Origin of the sequence: Halostagnicola kamekurae (genome assembly GCF_900116205.1) — an archaeon.
GTDB lineage: Archaea > Halobacteriota > Halobacteria > Halobacteriales > Natrialbaceae > Halostagnicola > Halostagnicola kamekurae.
Genome location: NZ_FOZS01000004.1, coordinates 345,808 through 361,595, shown reverse-complemented (window position 1 = coordinate 361,595; position 15,788 = coordinate 345,808). Strand labels below are relative to the sequence as shown.

Annotated in this window: 15 protein-coding genes and 1 pseudogene; 8 read left to right on the top strand and 8 right to left on the bottom strand. The window is 63.5% G+C overall.

Annotated features, from left to right (window positions below; genetic code table 11):
• The first annotated feature begins 143 nt into the window (after positions 1-143).
• The 4 genes from BM348_RS17895 to BM348_RS17880 are packed head-to-tail and all read left to right on the top strand — an operon-like array spanning position 144 to position 3,506.
• Positions 144-467, top strand: coding sequence for a hypothetical protein (locus BM348_RS17895; protein WP_092907021.1), 324 nt, complete (start codon positions 144-146; stop codon positions 465-467).
• Positions 464-1,867, top strand: coding sequence for a 4Fe-4S ferredoxin N-terminal domain-containing protein (locus BM348_RS17890; RefSeq protein ID WP_092907019.1), 1,404 nt, complete (start codon positions 464-466; stop codon positions 1,865-1,867). The genes BM348_RS17895 and BM348_RS17890 overlap by 4 nt, the downstream gene beginning before the upstream one ends.
• Positions 1,864-3,222, top strand: coding sequence for an NrfD/PsrC family molybdoenzyme membrane anchor subunit (gene nrfD / locus BM348_RS17885; protein WP_092907017.1), 1,359 nt, complete (start codon positions 1,864-1,866; stop codon positions 3,220-3,222). The genes BM348_RS17890 and nrfD overlap by 4 nt, the downstream gene beginning before the upstream one ends.
• The gene (locus BM348_RS17880; RefSeq protein ID WP_092907015.1) at positions 3,219-3,506 is read left to right on the top strand and encodes a hypothetical protein; all 288 of its coding nucleotides are present in this window, start codon (positions 3,219-3,221) and stop codon (positions 3,504-3,506) included. Before nrfD ends, BM348_RS17880 begins: the two co-directional genes overlap by 4 nt.
• A 6-nt stretch (positions 3,507-3,512) precedes the next feature.
• Here the strand turns inward: BM348_RS17880 and BM348_RS17875 are convergent, their stop codons facing one another.
• Positions 3,513-4,442 carry a glycosyltransferase gene (locus BM348_RS17875; protein ID WP_092907013.1) on the bottom strand — a complete coding sequence of 310 codons (930 nt, stop codon included), beginning with the start codon at positions 4,440-4,442 and terminating at the stop codon, positions 3,513-3,515.
• Positions 4,443-4,672: 230 nt separating this feature from the next.
• Here BM348_RS17875 and BM348_RS17870 point away from each other — a divergent pair, with 230 nt between their 5' ends.
• Entirely contained in the window at positions 4,673-4,870 is a 198-nt protein-coding gene (locus tag BM348_RS17870; RefSeq protein WP_092907011.1) for a hypothetical protein, read from the top strand.
• A gap of 84 nt (positions 4,871-4,954) precedes the next feature.
• Here the strand turns inward: BM348_RS17870 and BM348_RS17865 are convergent, their stop codons facing one another.
• From BM348_RS17865 to BM348_RS17845, 6 genes and pseudogenes are all read right to left on the bottom strand, one after another.
• The gene (locus BM348_RS17865) at positions 4,955-6,001 is read right to left on the bottom strand and encodes a glycosyltransferase family 2 protein (RefSeq protein ID WP_092907009.1); all 1,047 of its coding nucleotides are present in this window, start codon (positions 5,999-6,001) and stop codon (positions 4,955-4,957) included.
• Positions 6,002-6,790: pseudogene (locus BM348_RS22010) on the bottom strand (UDP binding domain-containing protein); the annotation flags it as partial.
• The gene (locus BM348_RS22005) at positions 6,672-8,456 is read right to left on the bottom strand and encodes a hypothetical protein (protein WP_245779527.1); all 1,785 of its coding nucleotides are present in this window, start codon (positions 8,454-8,456) and stop codon (positions 6,672-6,674) included. The pseudogene BM348_RS22010 and the gene BM348_RS22005, both read right to left, overlap by 119 nt.
• Positions 8,457-8,600: 144 nt before the next feature.
• Complete coding sequence (locus tag BM348_RS17855) at positions 8,601-9,071, bottom strand: helix-turn-helix transcriptional regulator (RefSeq protein WP_175507243.1); 471 nt, start codon at positions 9,069-9,071, stop codon at positions 8,601-8,603.
• Between the two features lie 493 nt (positions 9,072-9,564).
• On the bottom strand, positions 9,565-9,918 hold the full coding sequence (locus tag BM348_RS17850; RefSeq protein ID WP_092907005.1) for a hypothetical protein: 354 nt from the start codon (positions 9,916-9,918) through the stop codon (positions 9,565-9,567).
• A 161-nt stretch (positions 9,919-10,079) separates the two neighbouring features.
• Entirely contained in the window at positions 10,080-11,078 is a 999-nt protein-coding gene (locus BM348_RS17845) for an NAD-dependent epimerase/dehydratase family protein (RefSeq protein ID WP_092907003.1), read from the bottom strand.
• A gap of 243 nt (positions 11,079-11,321) precedes the next feature.
• Here BM348_RS17845 and allB point away from each other — a divergent pair, with 243 nt between their 5' ends.
• Both allB and BM348_RS17835 read left to right on the top strand, forming a co-directional pair.
• On the top strand, positions 11,322-12,698 hold the full coding sequence (gene allB / locus BM348_RS17840) for an allantoinase AllB (protein ID WP_092907001.1): 1,377 nt from the start codon (positions 11,322-11,324) through the stop codon (positions 12,696-12,698).
• A gap of 193 nt (positions 12,699-12,891) precedes the next feature.
• On the top strand, positions 12,892-13,629 hold the full coding sequence (locus BM348_RS17835) for a sugar phosphate isomerase/epimerase family protein (RefSeq protein ID WP_092906999.1): 738 nt from the start codon (positions 12,892-12,894) through the stop codon (positions 13,627-13,629).
• 55 nt (positions 13,630-13,684) lie between these two features.
• Here the strand turns inward: BM348_RS17835 and BM348_RS17830 are convergent, their stop codons facing one another.
• The gene (locus tag BM348_RS17830; protein ID WP_092906997.1) at positions 13,685-14,647 is read right to left on the bottom strand and encodes a mannonate dehydratase; all 963 of its coding nucleotides are present in this window, start codon (positions 14,645-14,647) and stop codon (positions 13,685-13,687) included.
• Positions 14,648-14,889: 242 nt separating this feature from the next.
• Here BM348_RS17830 and BM348_RS17825 point away from each other — a divergent pair, with 242 nt between their 5' ends.
• Positions 14,890-15,771, top strand: a complete 882-nt coding sequence (locus tag BM348_RS17825; RefSeq protein WP_092906995.1) for an NAD-dependent epimerase/dehydratase family protein — start codon at positions 14,890-14,892, stop codon at positions 15,769-15,771.
• Positions 15,772-15,788 lie beyond the last annotated feature (17 nt).

The window sequence follows — 15,788 nt, the reverse complement described above, 5'->3', positions numbered from 1 at the left end:
ATGTCGACACTGACGACGTTCCCGTGTTATTGAACGTTACTCGATAACGCCGCAGTATCATCGCCCAAACGCAGTCTAATTTCGAATTTATCCTCGGATCTCCCCGCGGTTCTTTTGTAACTGCTGACGTAGGTTGTGTTCCCATGGGTCACACGTACCGAACCGAACCGGATCCACCGGAAGAACAGACCGAGAGCGGTGCCCGCGATGCGGACGAGACCATGAAAGCATTCTACGACGGTATCTGGGTCGCCGTCGCGTCGATGTTCGGCGTCCTCTTTCTCGTCCTCGTGATGATCCAGACGACTCGAGTATTCCCTGCATCCAACGCGTACGGCGCGGCCTCGCCGACGAGCTGGCTCACGTTGGCCGTCGCCACGGCGTTGTTACTCGGCGTGATCAGCTGGGGTCTCACGAAGCGTCCCACTGCGACTGCGGAGCCGAATTCCAGAGGGAGCGCTGAATGAACGCGGACGACGAGTCGAACGGAACGGACGATTCGTTCCACCCGCTCGGCGAGGAGTGGGAACGCGAACTCGAGGAATCACTCGAGGAGACCGAGTACGACGTCGAGCTCGGCATGGAGATGGCTCGCGACGCGATGGCCGTCACGAAGGGAACACTCTCCGAGGCGGAGTTTCACGAGCGGTATCACGAGGACGTGATGGAGGAATTCGGTCAGGACGATCGACCTACCGAGGCGGCGCTGGCCGAGATGGAGTCCGGCGACGAGGACAGTGGCGGACTCGCGAAAGCCCTCGAGGCCTTCGACGGCGACGGCGATGTCGACCGCCGCGAGGTCATAAAGAAGATGGGAGCGGGCGCGGCCTTCCTCGGACTCGGCGCGTGGTCGACCGCGGACGACCCAGAACCGAGCGTCGACGCCGGCACCCAGGGCGGTGGTGACGACGAGGGACTCCAGTGGGGAATGGCCCTGGATCTCGAGACCTGTGACGGGTGTCTCTCCTGTGTGGAGGCCTGCGCCGACGAGAATCAGCTCGATTCCGGCGTGAACTGGATGTACGTCCTCGACTGGGAGGACCCCAACGAGCAACTCGAAACGGGCGCACAGCGACTCATCCGTCCGTGCCAGCACTGTACCGACGCGCCGTGTGAGAAAGTCTGCCCGACGACGGCGCGTCACACGCGCCAGAGTGACGGCCTCGTACTCACCGATTACGCGATTTGCATCGGGTGCCGGTACTGTCAGGTCGCCTGCCCGTACGGTGTTAACTACTTCCAGTGGATGGAACCCGAGGTTCCGGAGGACGCAATCGATGACCAGCACATATACGACGAGCGCGATCGTCCCGTCGACAGCCGAGCGCCACGCGGCGTTATGAGCAAGTGTACGTTCTGTCCAACCCGTCAGGACGGACACGAGGGCGAGGAGATGGTCGGAAGTACGGCCTGCGAGGACGCGTGTCCGCCCGAGGCGATCCAGTTCGGCGACATGAACGACCCCGAGAGCCCACCCCGACAGTACCTGGACAACCCGGCGCTCGCACGAGCGAGGGCGGTCGCCGCGGACGACGACGACGATATTCAGGAAGCGATCGACATCGTCGACGGCGAGACGGAACCGGCCGAGGAGGGCGACGACGGGATGACAGAAGCGGAGGCCCAGGCCCTGATCGAGGACTTCGGCGGGGAAGCCGATTCGACGTTCAAGTTGCTCGAGGAGATGGGGACGAATCCGAACATCATCTACATCGGCAACGAGCCGGGAGCAAACGCACAGCAGGTCGAGGGACCGATTCAGTACGACGAACTGAGCTACCTGAGCAACGACGACGACACCATTCGTCTCGCCGACGCTCGAAAGAACGTCACCGAGGAGGGAACCGTGGGTGGGGACCTGCTATGAGCACCGAACGACCGACCAGAGAGGACATCTTGCGCCCGATTCAGGACACCTCGAGGGGCTATTACGTCCTGTTTGCCGTCGCGGGACTCGTGTTCGGTGTGTTTCTCCTTGGGTGGATGTACCAGCTCTCTCGTGGACTCATCGTGACCGGCCTCTCGGACTGGGGGAGCGGCGGCGGGGTTCCGTGGGGCGTGTACATCGGCGCGTTCATCTGGTGGGTCGGGATCGCCCACGGCGGTATCATCCTCTCTGCCGCCGTTCGGTTGCTCGGAATGGAGCGGTACATGCCGGTCGCGCGACTGGCCGAACTCCTGACGATCGCCGGACTGTCCGCGGCCGGGTTCTACATCATCGTCCACCTGGGACGGCCCGACAGGATGGTCCGAAGCATCGTCGGTCACTTTCACATCACCGTCCACAGCTCGCCGCTGGTCTGGGACGTGACCGTCATCACGCTCTATCTCATTCTCACGACGACGTATCTGGCGCTGACGCTCCGGTACGACATCACTCGTCTCCGCGACGACCTTCCGAGCCACTTCGAGCCGATTTACAAAGTCATGACGATCGGCTACACCGAGAGCGAGGATCGGATGGTCCAGCGGATGGTCTGGTGGCTCGCGCTCGCGATCATCATCCTCGCGCCCCTGTTGCTCCACGGCGGCGTCATCCCGTGGCTGTTCGCGTTGATCCCGTCGATGCCCGGCTGGTTCGGTGCGATTCAGGGACCGCAGTTTCTGACCATCGCGTTGACCTCGGCTATCAGCGGCGTCATCCTGTTATCGTACGGGTTCCGATACGTCTACGACTGGGACCACATCATCGGCGACGACGTGTTCCGCGGGCTCACCCTCTGGCTCGGCTTCTTCTGTCTCCTCTTTCTCTGGCTCCAGCTCCAGCAGAACATCAGCGGCACGTTCCTGCCGCCGGTCGATCAGGCCGCGGCGGTCGGCGCGAAGCTTTCGACGCCGATCTACATCCTCGCAATGACCCTCGTGACGCTGGTGCTCATCTACACGTTCGCTCAGGCGGTCCGTCCCGCGGTGTTCACGAAGAAACGCTCTGTCGTCGCCGCGATCGCCGTGCTCGCCGCGACGTTGATGGAGAAGGTCCTGTTCGTCGCCGACGGGTTGTTGCACCCGACGTTCGATATCTACGAAGCCGTGCCGGGTAGCTACGTGCCGAGCCTGATCGAACTGGCGTCGATAACCGGAACGATCGCGATGGTCACCATGTTCTTTCTCGTGGTCGCGAAGGTGTTCCCGGTGGTCGAACTACACGCGATCGAACACTTACAGAACGAAACTGACGATGAGTCGGACGACGGCGGCGAGATGGCGGAGGTGAGAGCATGAGCGCCATCGCGGTCGATCGCGCGCTCGTTTCGATCCTCGAGGTCGTGTTGACTCACGGCTACGGCGGCAGAGGCCCGACAGCGGGGTTTCCGGATACGGGGACCTGGCTCATTTTCGGCATCATCCTGATGCCGGTCTACGTCATGATCGCCGCGTGGTTCCTCGGCTCGCCGCGTAACCCGCGGATGGCTGCGATGGGCGTCGGCTATCTCGTCATCATCACGACGGGCCTCTGGGTAACCATGTTCTTCGCGATGGAAGTGGTCGGCATCGTCTTCTATTAACTCGAATCAAGATTTTCTCGCAACGGCTCGCTCGTAGGTCTCGAGCATCCGCGCCGCCGTTCGTTCGACGCTGATCTCGGCGGCCGCCTCGCGCCCGTTCGAACGCTCGCCGCGCTCTAAGATGTCTCGAAGCCCCGCGATGAGATCGCGATCGCTCGTGGCGACAGTCGACGGCGAGACGCCGTCGAGCCGATCGGCGACGTCGCCGACGTCGACGGCGACGACGGGGACGTTACAGGCCATCGCCTCCTTGACCGAGTTCGGCGACCCCTCGCTCTCGGAGGTCAGAAGGAGCGCGTCGGCCGCGTTCATGTAGTGGACGACCTCGTCGTGGTCGACTCCGTACACCGTTCGAAGCCGAACCGGCGCTCCGATCTGTTCCTCGACGGCCCGAACGACTCGCCTCGCCCGCGGATGATTTTTCACCTCCCGGTCGGGCGAGTACGGGAAGAGCACGTCGTATCCCTCCTCGTTCCAGCCGACTCGTTCTCTGGCTTCCGCCTGCGGGATCGGGTAGAACTGCGCTACGTTGACGCCGTCGGGGATCACCGTACAGTCCCGCCCGAGAGTTCGTCCCATCTCCGCAGACATCACGACGACCTCCTCGCAAAACGGCGCGCAGAATCGGCTGATCGGTTCGCCGGGACCGTAGACGTCGGTTCCCCACAGCGAGAGCACGACCGGCTGTCTGAACTGAGCGAGCGCCATCGGCGCGGTCAGCCCGTAGTGGGCGTGGATCAGGTCGTACCCGTTTCGCGATTCGCGAACGACCGTCGGGAAGAACTTGAGGTACTCGAGGGGGCTGCGCGACCGTCCGGGACCCGTCTCTCCGGGAACCGACCGAACCGTAAACGAGACTCCGAGTCGCTCGAGCGCCGCGAGCTGCTGGTTCATGAAGGGTGCGTCCTCGTTCGTCGTCAGAATCAGCACGTGCATTCGGCTGGCGAACTAGGCGAGTTCGGCCGGCTTTGTTAACCGCGCCCTGCGGTTCGTCGGTCCGCGACCGCTGGGCCGCGACCACTGCAGGATCGAGACTGATCGCGCCGGCGAGTTTTCGTCGTCGACCGATCGTCGGGAAACCAGTATAGGCGCCGTACTGCCAGTATGGAGGTCATACGCGCGAAACACTTATGCCAGTCTTTCAGGTATTCCAGATCGTCAGCGCTATGAGCCTTTCAAAACTGTTCGAGGTTCTCGCTCACGCGGGGACCGACGCGACAACCGACTCGTCGAGGCGACCGGACGGGACCGTCGACCGGACGGTCGTCCACGAGTGTCGGACCTGTGGCACGTCGGTCTCCGACCGGACGATCCAGTGCCCCGCGTGTGAGGGAACCGACATCGTTACCTACGCGATCGACTGAGAGACTGGTAACCGTAGATATTAATTGTTTGACCGGTCCGTGAGAGCGCCTCGTCGAACCGGCGCTGATTCACGGCAGATCGTCTCAGCGTTCGATGCGATCGCGATCGCCCGTCGGCGTCGAGTCGCGTTCGTCGTAGGTGACCTCGAGGGCCTCGTTTTCCTCGGCGTCCATCGTGATCGCTGCCGCGAGCGACATCGTGCTCACGAGAAGCGTCAGCACCGCCGTCATCGAAGCTGTCAACCCGTCTCCGTCCCGGGCCGCTTCGACGACCGAGCCGACGAATCCGGCGGTGCCCGCGAGCAAACCGACCGAACCGGCAGCGTAGAAGAGGACGGCGGGGTGAAATTCGTGCCGGACGTACCGGACCCGCAGCCGCCAGAGGAAACTCCGCAACAGCAGCGTCGAGACGAACCTGATGAACGTCACGTATCGAATACTGCTCTCTTCGTCGCCGTAGACGGCCCGCATCGGCACGTCGGCGACTCGGAACCCGCGGACGTTCAGGTGCGTGAGAAGGTGGTTCAGAAAGCCGTACTCGTCAGTTACTGCCCCGAGATCGAGCGCTTCGATGGCGTCGCTCGAGATGGCCGTGTAGCCGTTTTGGGGGTCGCTGATCGACCAGTAGCCCGTCGAGAACTTCGAGAGGCCGGTCAGGAGCGCGTTCCCGACGAACCTGAACGTCGACATTCCGCGGCGGTCGCCCGGGTTGCGAAGGCGGTTGCCCTTCGCGTAGTCGGCTTCGCCGGCGACGACGGGGTCAACGATTCGATCCAGGATCTCGGGGTCCATCTGCCCGTCGCCGTTCATCACCGCGACGACGTCGATGCCGTCGGCCACCGCGCGTTCGTAGCCGCTCTTGACCGCCGCGCCGTAGCCGCGATTCTCCGCGTGTCGAATCGGCACGACGCGCCTGCTTTCCCCGCCGTCGGCCACCGCGCGCTCCGGCGTCGCGTTGTCGTTGATTCGGGCGCTCACCCGCTGAATGACGTCCCAGCAGCCGTCCGGCGACGCGTCGTCGACGACGTAGATCCGGTCGACGAACGCGGGGACGGTCTCGATAACCTCGCCGACGAACGACTCCTCGTTGTACGCCGTCACGACCACGCCGATCGTCTTTCCGCGGTACATCTACGGTCCACCTCCGTCGACCGGCGTGTCCTCGATCGGCGTTCCGTCGACCGCCGCTCCGCCGGCCAACGCGTCGTCCCTTCTCGCGCCGCCGAGCGTGTAGCCGCGGTGACGGGCGAACGCCTCGTCGTCGAAATCGAGCGCGTCCCTGCCGTCGACGACGACGGTCGGCTCGAGGCGGCCCCAGTCGATCCCCTCGAACTCCTCGTGGGGCGTCACCAGGATCGCCGCATCGACATCTGCGTCCGGAAACTCGTCGATCTCGAGCGGTCGAGCGCCGAACGCAGCCGGATCGATCAGCGGATCGAGGCCGTAGACGGTCGCTCCGCGATCTGCGAGTTCCTCGATCACGCCGAGGGCGGGGGCGGCTCGCGTCTCTTCGACGCCCGGTCGATAGGTGATGCCGAGCACTGCGACCGCCGCGTCTTCGAGCGTCGTCTCTCTGTCCTCGAGCGCTCGCTCGAGTCGGGCGACGGTGACCGCGGGCATCGACTCGTTGACCCGACGTGCCGCCCGCGTCACCGGCATCTCCGAGGCGACCCGCGAGAGCACGAAGTGGGGGTAAAACGGGATGCAGTGGCCGCCGACGCCGGGACCGGGGTCGTGGAGGTCGCACATCGGCAGGTCGTTCGCGGTGTCGATCGCCTCGCGGACCGAGATGCCGAACGATTCACAGGAGCGCGCGAGTTCGTTGGCCAGTCCGATGTTGACGTCCCGGTAGATCCCCTCGAAGACTTTTACCGCCTCCGCGGTCGTCGCGTCTGAAACGCGGTTGACGTCGTTGCTCGTGCTCGGCGGGCGTGTCGGTAGTGGCCAGACCGGCATCTGTCGAGTCGTTTGCGGCCGGGCCGTTCGCAGCGGTCGTCTCGTCTGTGCCTGGCTCAGTCGCCGGGTCGGCAGTCGTCTCGTCCGCTCCGTCGACAGCAGGCCCGTCGTCAGTGTCGTTCGTCGCCGGCGCATCCGGCGCTGGCTCTGCTGGGGCCGGTTCCTCGACCGGTTCGTCTTCGACCGCATCATTGTCAGCGGGTGCCGAGGCTGCTGGCTCGTCAGCGGAGCTGTCGACGAGGACCATCGTCGCCTCTTCGATCGTTACGTCGATCGAGTCGCCGTCGGTCGACGTCTCGGAGTCGTCCTCGACTGGCGCCTCGTTGGCGGCACTGTCATCGCTCGCGCTTGTCTCGCTCGCTCCGGAGAGTTCGCCTTCGGTGTCGAGGACGAAGACGGTCGCCTCCTCGATCGTCACGGAGACGTTCGCTTCGGTCGACGTGTCCGAAGCGGCTTCGTCGGTGTCAGCACCGTTGTCGGCACCGATACCGTTTTCGCCGTCGGTCGTGCTATCGCTTTCGTTCGTCTCGGTGCTGCAGTCGATCGAGTCGTTTCCGTTCGCTCCCGCGTCGTCGTACGCCCCGTTATCCGTCGCTCCGTCGCTCGATTCGACCGGCACACAGCCATTCTGGGTGGCAGACTCGGTCGTTTCGTTATCCTCGAGAGCACCGTCTCCGTCGACGGCACCATCAGTTTCGTTCGTCTCGACGGCGCCGTTGGTGTCGTTCTCGTCGACAGCGTCGCCGGCGTCAGATACGTCCGTCGCACCAGCATCGGCGATGTTCGGGTAGTCGCCGATCAGGACGAACGCGGTCGCCTCTTCGATCGTGATACTGGTCTCGTCGGCTTCGTCGTCGACGACCGTTCCGTCATCTGCCGACGCGTTGTCGTCGTAGCCGTTTCCGTCTGCCGACGCGCTATCATCGTAGCCGTTGTCTTCGGTAGTCGACGTGTTGTCGTCGTAGCTATTGTCTTCGGCAGTCGACGCGTTATCGTCGTAGCCCTCTTCCGAAGCGTTCGTTTCGGATTCGTTCGCTTCGTCGTCGGTCACCGAGACGTTGTCGTCGGTCGACGTATCGCTCTCTGAGTCGTACTCGTCGGCGCTGTCGTCGTCTGCAGCCGTCTCGGTCAGCCCTTCGACGCCGTCGACGGTGACGAAGATCGTCGCCGCGTCGACTGTCACGTCGCCGGACTCGAGGCCGGTGTCGGCGCTTGCGTTCGACTGTGCATCGGTCGATGCGCCGTTTCCGTCGCTAATCGAGTGAACCGAGCTTTCCTCGATCGTTACGGTCATGTCCTCGACGGTGTGGACCGCGTACGCGTCGTCGGATGCGTTCTCGATCATTTCCGTGCCGTCCTCGCCGGCTACGTCCGAGAGGTTATCCTCGACGAGGACGATCGTCGCCTCTTCGATCGTTACCGTCACCGACTCGTCGTCGGTTACCTCACCGTCCGTGTCTGTCGATTCGTTCGTTGTGTCGTTATCGCCGTAGTCCGTCTCGAGACCGTCGTCGACCGTCTCATCATCTGTCGTATTCTCGGCCGGTGACGCGCCCGTCACCATCGCCCCGCTCGAGAGTACGAGCATCACGACGGTTACCACGACGAGGAGTTGATTGCGTGTGTTCATGTCTGTGCCTGAAAGGCACTGGAGTATCGCCATTTCAGCGCATAAACCGGAGCAATCTTTTCGGGGAGAAATTCAGTACTACGGTCAGTCGGCGCGTACAGCCGCTGGTTTGCCGCGAGAAAACGGGTATTTATCCCTGAAACGTCAGGAGCCGTCCGACCCGTCGGTCGACTTCGACGCCGGCGGTTCGTGTCCGGGGAGACAGATCAGGTTCTCTCGTCCGAGCCGCAACTTCGTGAGCTGATCGTCCTCCTCGAGCTCTGCTAACAGCCGGCTCACTTTCGCCTTCGACCAGTCCACTGAGTTGACGATCTCGGATTGTTTCATCCGCCCCCCGTTTTCGTCGACGAGTTCACAGATTTTCTCGCGATCCGTTTTGAACTCCTGTCGATCGACCATCGACTGATTCGAACCCGAACCGGTACCGTCCAATCGATTCCTCAGCAGGAGCATCCCGCCGAGGACGACGAGGACGACCATCGCTGCGGTCGCGACCAGTTGCGTACTCCACTCGAGCTGGAGCGGGCTTCTCGCGGCGACGGACACGTCGAACCCGGCGTCGTATCCCAGCGCGAGGATCGACGCCGGTGTGTATGCTTGGGCGTGAGTGCTCATTGCTGTGGCCGACGGTGGTGATCGCTCATCGTCGATCCTGTCCACGTCACGGTGCTACAAAGTAATTTTTATCGGTCATGTTCTGTTATCGGATTAGCTATACGTAAATACGCTTTTCGATGGCGCTACGTTCGATGTTGGACCGGACTTGGACCACTCGAACGTGTGGTGTCAAACTCCTGGCTAGTTAGAGCGTTCGGCCAGTCGGCGTGGATGGGCCCGCTCGGCGCAACCAGGGATGATCGCGGAACCGATCCGTCGCCTCATCGGCTGTCCAATCGAGCGAGGGGACCACGACCGCCTCGAGTACCCGCATTCGGTTGGTCAACCCGTGTCGCATCCGGTGATTTCGTGTCGGTAATATCGGCCTTTGTCGAGTCGTGTCGGCTCTTGGTTCCCGTTTGACGTTACGGAGTTTTCGACACGGCGACCGCGAAACGCGGTATTTCGCGTTCGTAGGCTGACCCAACGACCGCGCTCGAGAGCCGGTCGGTTAGATGCCGGGGACGCCGACCGCATCGAATCCCGTGACGCCCAGGATCGCGAGCACGTACAGGACGACGAGGACCGAGATCCAGGCGATGATCGTGATCGCTGCCGCCTGGACCCAGCCGCCGGGGTAGCGGGCGTTGACGACGGCGAGGTAGGCGACGAGGACCAGCAGCGGACCGAGCAGCGGAATCCAGCCCAGGAAAAAGCCCACGACTCCCCAGACGATCGCGCCGAGCAACGCGGTAACGATCGCGTACGTGTAGTCTTCTGTATCCACGACGAGGCGTGCGCCGACGTATATCCCGATCGCGCCGATCAGGAGACTCACGATGAATACGATCAAACTATCGATCATACGTCCCTCGTAGGCCACCGACGCCGATAGTTATCACTCACCTACAACGACGGATATTCGATCGTCCCGGCGTGAAATAGCACTCTGTCCGTGGAACGACTGGCGCTTTTTACGGGCCATCCGATCATCGGTTACGCCCGCGCTCGAGCAGTAGCTTCACCCTATCTGATCGGTTCGTCGGCCACGCCGCCGCTCGAGTCGACGGAGTGGCTCTCCTCGAGGTTCGAAACCGGGGGTTCGCTCGTCTCGGTCGCCAGCGACCGGATCCCCGCCTCGAGCGAGACGCGAGGTTCGAACAACAGGTGCTCGCGAGCGCTCGAGATATCCGCCCTGCTGTGGCGAACGTCGCCGTCCCGCGGCGGTTCGTGGACGATAGCGGAGTCGCTGCCCGTGGCGTCGCAGACGAGTCCCGCGAGATCGCGAATCGTGGTCGATCGACCGGTTCCGATATTGTACGCGACGCCGGTTCGGTCGGTCGTCGCGGCCAGCAGGTTCGCCCGGACGACGTCGGAGACGTGGACGAAGTCCCGCGTCTGTTCGCCGTCGCCGTCGACCGTCAGCGGGGTTCCGTCTCGGGCTTGCTCGAGGAACGTCGAGATGACGCCGCTGTAGGGGCCCTGTTGACGCGGCCCGTATACGTTGAAATACCGCAACGCGACGGTCGGGACTCCGTAGATTTCGTCGTACAACCGTGCGTACTGGTCGACCGCGAGTTTCTGGACGCCGTAGGGCGAGGTCGGGTCCGGCGTCGTTCGCTCTGAGACGGGGAGCTCCGCCGGATGGCCGTATATCGCCGCACTCGAGGCGAGGACGACCCGCGCGTCTTCCTGGCGGGCCTGCTCTAAGACGAGCAGCGTCGCATCGAGGTTGATCCGGTTGCTCGTCCGCGGCGCGTCGACGCTCCGAGTTACGCTGACGAGCGCCGCTTCGTGAAAGATGACGTCGACGCCCCGAGCGGCCCGTTGCAGCGCGATCGGATCGCCGACGTCGCCCTCGATGACCGCGACGTCCTCGGGCAGGTGCTCGCGATGCCCGCTCGAGAAGTCGTCGAGGACGCGAACCTCGTTGTCGGGCACCAGCGCCTCGACGAGGTGGCTCCCGATGAAGCCTGCGCCGCCGGTGACGAGAACCGTTCGATCGCGGAGTTCGGGAGAGTGCATCGACCCAACGAACCACTCCCTTCCCGTTTAGTATGCCAGACGTACCAGCCGGGAAGCATCTCCTTACTGTCGAATCCCGCACCGCCTCTGGAACAGTGCTGTGAGACCTGCACCCCCGCCTTCAATGACGCTCACAGTGTGCGACGAGTGTGATCCATCTCTGGTCATGTGCGAGGAGAGCGATACAATCCTGCTCACCACGCAACAGAAGCTATATCCGCGCCTGAACGAAACCGTCTCCCGATGACTGTCGATCTCGTGGTAAAACACAGCACCATCGTGACGCCGACGGGCCGGGTCGAGGACGCCGGCGTCGCCGTCGAGGACGGGTCGATCGTCGCCGTCGGGGACAGCGACGCGCTCCCCGAAGCCGACCGAGTCATAGACGCCGACGGGAACGTCCTCGTCCCGGGAATCGTCGACTGTCACATCCACAACCGCGAACCCGGACTCGAGTACAAAGAAGACTGGGAGTCGGCGACCCGATCGGCAGCCGCGGGCGGCGTGACGACCGTCGTCGGGATGCCGAACACGGACCCGATAATCGACCGTCCGGAACGCCTCGAGTTGAAGTACGAGCGCGCCGAGGCGTCGGCCCACGTCGACTTTCAGAGCTACGCCGTGATCACCTCCGAGAATCTCGATCGCATTCCCGCCCTCGACGAGGCGGGCGCGCTGGGCTACAAGATCTTCCTCGGGTCGACCGTCGGCGACGTGCCTCCGCCATCCGACGGTGAAGTGGTAGAGGCGATGAAGCGAATCGCCGAGACGGGCAAGCGACTCGGATTCCACGAGGAGAACGACGAGATAATCGACTATTACGAGCGCCGGTTCAAAGCGGAGGGCAAATCGGACCCGATCCATCACTCGCACTCCCGGCCGGTCGTCGCCGAACGCGAAGCGATCGAACGCACGATCACCTTCGCGGCGGAAACCGGCGCGAAGATCCACATGTTCCACGTCTCGTCCGGAGCCGGCGCCGAGGCCGTCGCCCGTGGGAAAGATCGCGGCGTGGACGTGACGGCGGAGACGACGCCGCACTACCTCTGGTTCACCGAGGACGTCATGCGCGAGAAGGGCAACATCGCTCGAGTCCAACCGCCGATTCGCGACGCGGACGAACGGCAGAAGCTCTGGGAGACCGGCCTGGACGAGGGCGCGATCGACTGTATCGCGACCGATCACGCCCCCCACACCGACGAGGAAAAAATGGTCGACGATCCGTTCGGAAACACCTGGGACGCGATCTCTGGCTTCGTCGGCCTCGAGACCGAAGTGCCGGCGATGCTCACGTTCGTCGACGAGGGGCGGTTGTCCCTCGAGGAGTGGGTCAGGCGACACTCGACTCGCCCCGCGCAGGTCTGGGGCATGTATCCGAAGAAAGGTTCGCTTCAGATCGGCACCGACGCGGACATCACGATCGTCGATCCGGACCGCGAGTGGACGCTCGAGGATCGACAGACGCTTCGCTCGAAATCGCGGGTTACACCGTTCGAAGGCGAATCCTTCACCGGAAAGGCGGTGTCGACGATCGTCCGCGGCGAGGTCGTCTACGATGATGGCGCGCTCCTCGGGGAATCGGGCCACGGGACCCGCGTCGAACCCGTCACGGAGTCGTAGTCCGTTCGTATCGGCGTCAATCTCTCGGTGACTCTCGTTCGGATGAATTACAACGCTATGATTGTAATTCATGCTAGTACGTGGGCCCGCCGTTTTCCAGGCGGGAACGAACTCCTCTCGTCCGATCGGACCGACGTGTTCGGCGTGAAGAATCTCACAAGAACTATACCTCGAGTCGCCGATCCGTGTACGTATGACCCGGACGGCGATACAGCTGTACTCCCTTCGCGACCTCGAAGAACCGATCCCATCGATTCTGGATCGCATCGGCGAGACGTCCTTCGACGGCGTCGAGTTCGCCCACCGAGTCGGACAGACCGAGCCACGGGAAATCGAACGCGCGCTCGAGCGAACCGGGCTGACGCCGGCGGCGGCCCACGTTGGCCTCGAGGCGCTGGAAGAGGACCTCTCGGAGACGGTCGAACTGTACACGCAGTTCGGGTGTGACACGTTCGTCGTCCCGTATCTCGACGACGATCACTTCGCGTCTCCCGAGGCCGTCGAATCGACGGCGACGCGTCTCTCGGAGGTCGCCGCGGCCCTCGAGGGCCACGGGATCGACCTCCACTACCACAACCACGACCACGAGTTCGTCGCCTGCGGCGATCGGACGGCGATGGAGGCGTTGCTCGAGCGGACCGACGACGCGGTCGGATTCGAGATCGACCTCGGCTGGGCGAACGTCGGCGGCGTCGACCCTGTTTCACTCCTCGAGCGGTATCGGGATCGGATCTCGCTCGTCCACCTCGCCGACGCCGAGACGTCGACAGGAACACCGACGGAACTCGGCGAGGGCGACCTCGACCTGGAGGCCTGTCTCGATGCGGTCGAACGGACGAACGCGGAGTGGGGAATCTACGAACACGATCGCCCGACCGATCCGATCCGGTCGCTCTCCGACGGTGCCGAGACGCTCGAGCGACTGGGCTGAACGTGCGATTACGACTCGTGGAGGGCGTATCTGGGCGACTCTATCGGCGAGTCGATTATTCGTCTGGCCCGATTTGCTCGAGTAGCCCCTTCATGTATCCGATCGCGAACAGCCGCCCCATCGTCTCGTAGCCGGGATTGTCGTTCGTCTCGGTGGCCATCGTGGGGACGTGATCGGGCCTCGCGGGGCCGTCGAATCCGATATCGCGATACGCCTCCATGGCGGCGAGCATGTCGGTCGGCCCGTCGTCGTGCCACGTCTCGACGAATCCGTCGGCGTCGCCCTCGACGTCCCGAAAGTGGACGAAGTTGACCCGGTCGCCGAACCGTCGGATCGTCGAGGGGATATCGACGCCCATCGCCGCGAAGTTCCCCTGACAGAACGTGACGCCGTTGTGTTCGCTGTCGACGATATCGAGCACGCGCTCGTACGCCTCGACGCTGTTTACGATGCGGGGAACCCCTCTGACTTCCTCGCGCGGCGGATCGTCGGGGTGGAGGCCGAGTTTGACCCCCGCCTCTTCGGCCACTGGGACGACGCGCTCGAGAAAGTACTCGAGGTTCTCCCAGAGCTCCTCGGCGGTGATCGGTGGAACGTCCGGCGTCGGCCCCCGAGACATCTGGTCGTCGTCATAGGCCGTCGTGAGCGACCCGCCTCGAGACGGGACCGACGTCGCGGTCCGCGCCCAGCGGATCCCGGCCATCCAGTCGTAGCAGACCACGGGGATATCGAGCCGACCCATATTTCGAACGAACCGGCAGAATTCGTCGATCTCTTCGTCCCTGCCGGGCTTTCCGAGTCGCGTCGTATCGGTCAACGGGACGCTTCCCTCGATGACGCGCAGATCGATTCCGGCGTGCTCGAAACGGTTCTTCCAACGTAAGAGCGTATCGTAGTCCGTCGGACGTTGGCCCTCCCCGATCTCGAGGGTGTGGACGACTGCGTCGGTGACACCCAGTTGCGTCGCGATATCCCAGCGGTCGTCCGTCGTCGGCGGAAGTACGAGTGCGAGATCCATGTGCGTTTCACGCGGTGTACACCGACGTTTCTCTCGGTCGGTCTTATGTGCTTTCCCACCCGCCCGTCGACGGACGGAAGCCCCCCAAAGGCGAACGAAGGAACTCGTCGCCATCGTCCGGGATCGACACACCGCGTTTCCCGTGTAGTTCTGCCGAACCCGCCGCTACCTACGGCTGTTTGTTTTCGAACGACCGTTCTGCGAGACGCCATCTATAATTGGTCCCCTCGAGAAGGTGGCCTATGGCCATCGAGCGAGTTGCGGTCACCGGCGGCAACGGCAAGATCGGCGAGGCGATCCTCGCGGAGCTCGGCGAGCACGGATACGACACGATCAATCTCTCTCGCGGAAAACGTACCGAAACCGTCTCCGATCGGTTCCAGTCGATCGACCTGCTCGATGCGGGTGCGGTGTACGGGTCGCTCGCGCAGACGAACGCGGACGCGGTCGTTCACATGGGAACGATACCGGGACCGACCGACCATCCGGGGTTCGAAACGTACGAGAGTACGGTTCAATCGTCCTACCACGTCCTCGAGGCCGCGACGAACCTCGGCCTCGAGTCGGTCGTTCTCCCCTCGAGCATCAACGCGATGGGGGCGGCCTACCAGGAGGCGCCGACCGAGGTCAGATATCTCCCGGTCGACGAAGACCACCCGTTGACGCCCAGGGATCCGTACGCGGTCGCCAAGCACGCCATGGAGGTCACCGCGGACGGATTCGCTCGAACGCCCGAGGGGCCGACGATATCGTCGCTTCGGTACCCGTGGGTCGCGACCGACGAGGAACTGCGAGAGACGTTCGTCGAGACGGACCGATCGCTCGAGGGACTGGCCGACGCCTGGCACCACACGACTCGAGACGTGCTCTTTTCGTACCTCCACATCGATGACGCCGCGTCGATCGCTCGGCTGGCGGTCGAGGCGTCCTTCGACGGGCACGAACGCTTCTGGGCGGTCGCGGCCGACACGACCGCGGCCGCGGATTCCGAGACGCTCGTCGAGCGCTACTATCCGAATGCGAGCCTGAATGCACCCCTCGAGTCCCACCAGTCGCTCATCTCGACGGAGAAAGCCCGTCGCGTGCTCGGATGGAAACCGGATCGAAGTTGGCGGTCGGGCTGAGCAGGAGTCGATCTCGC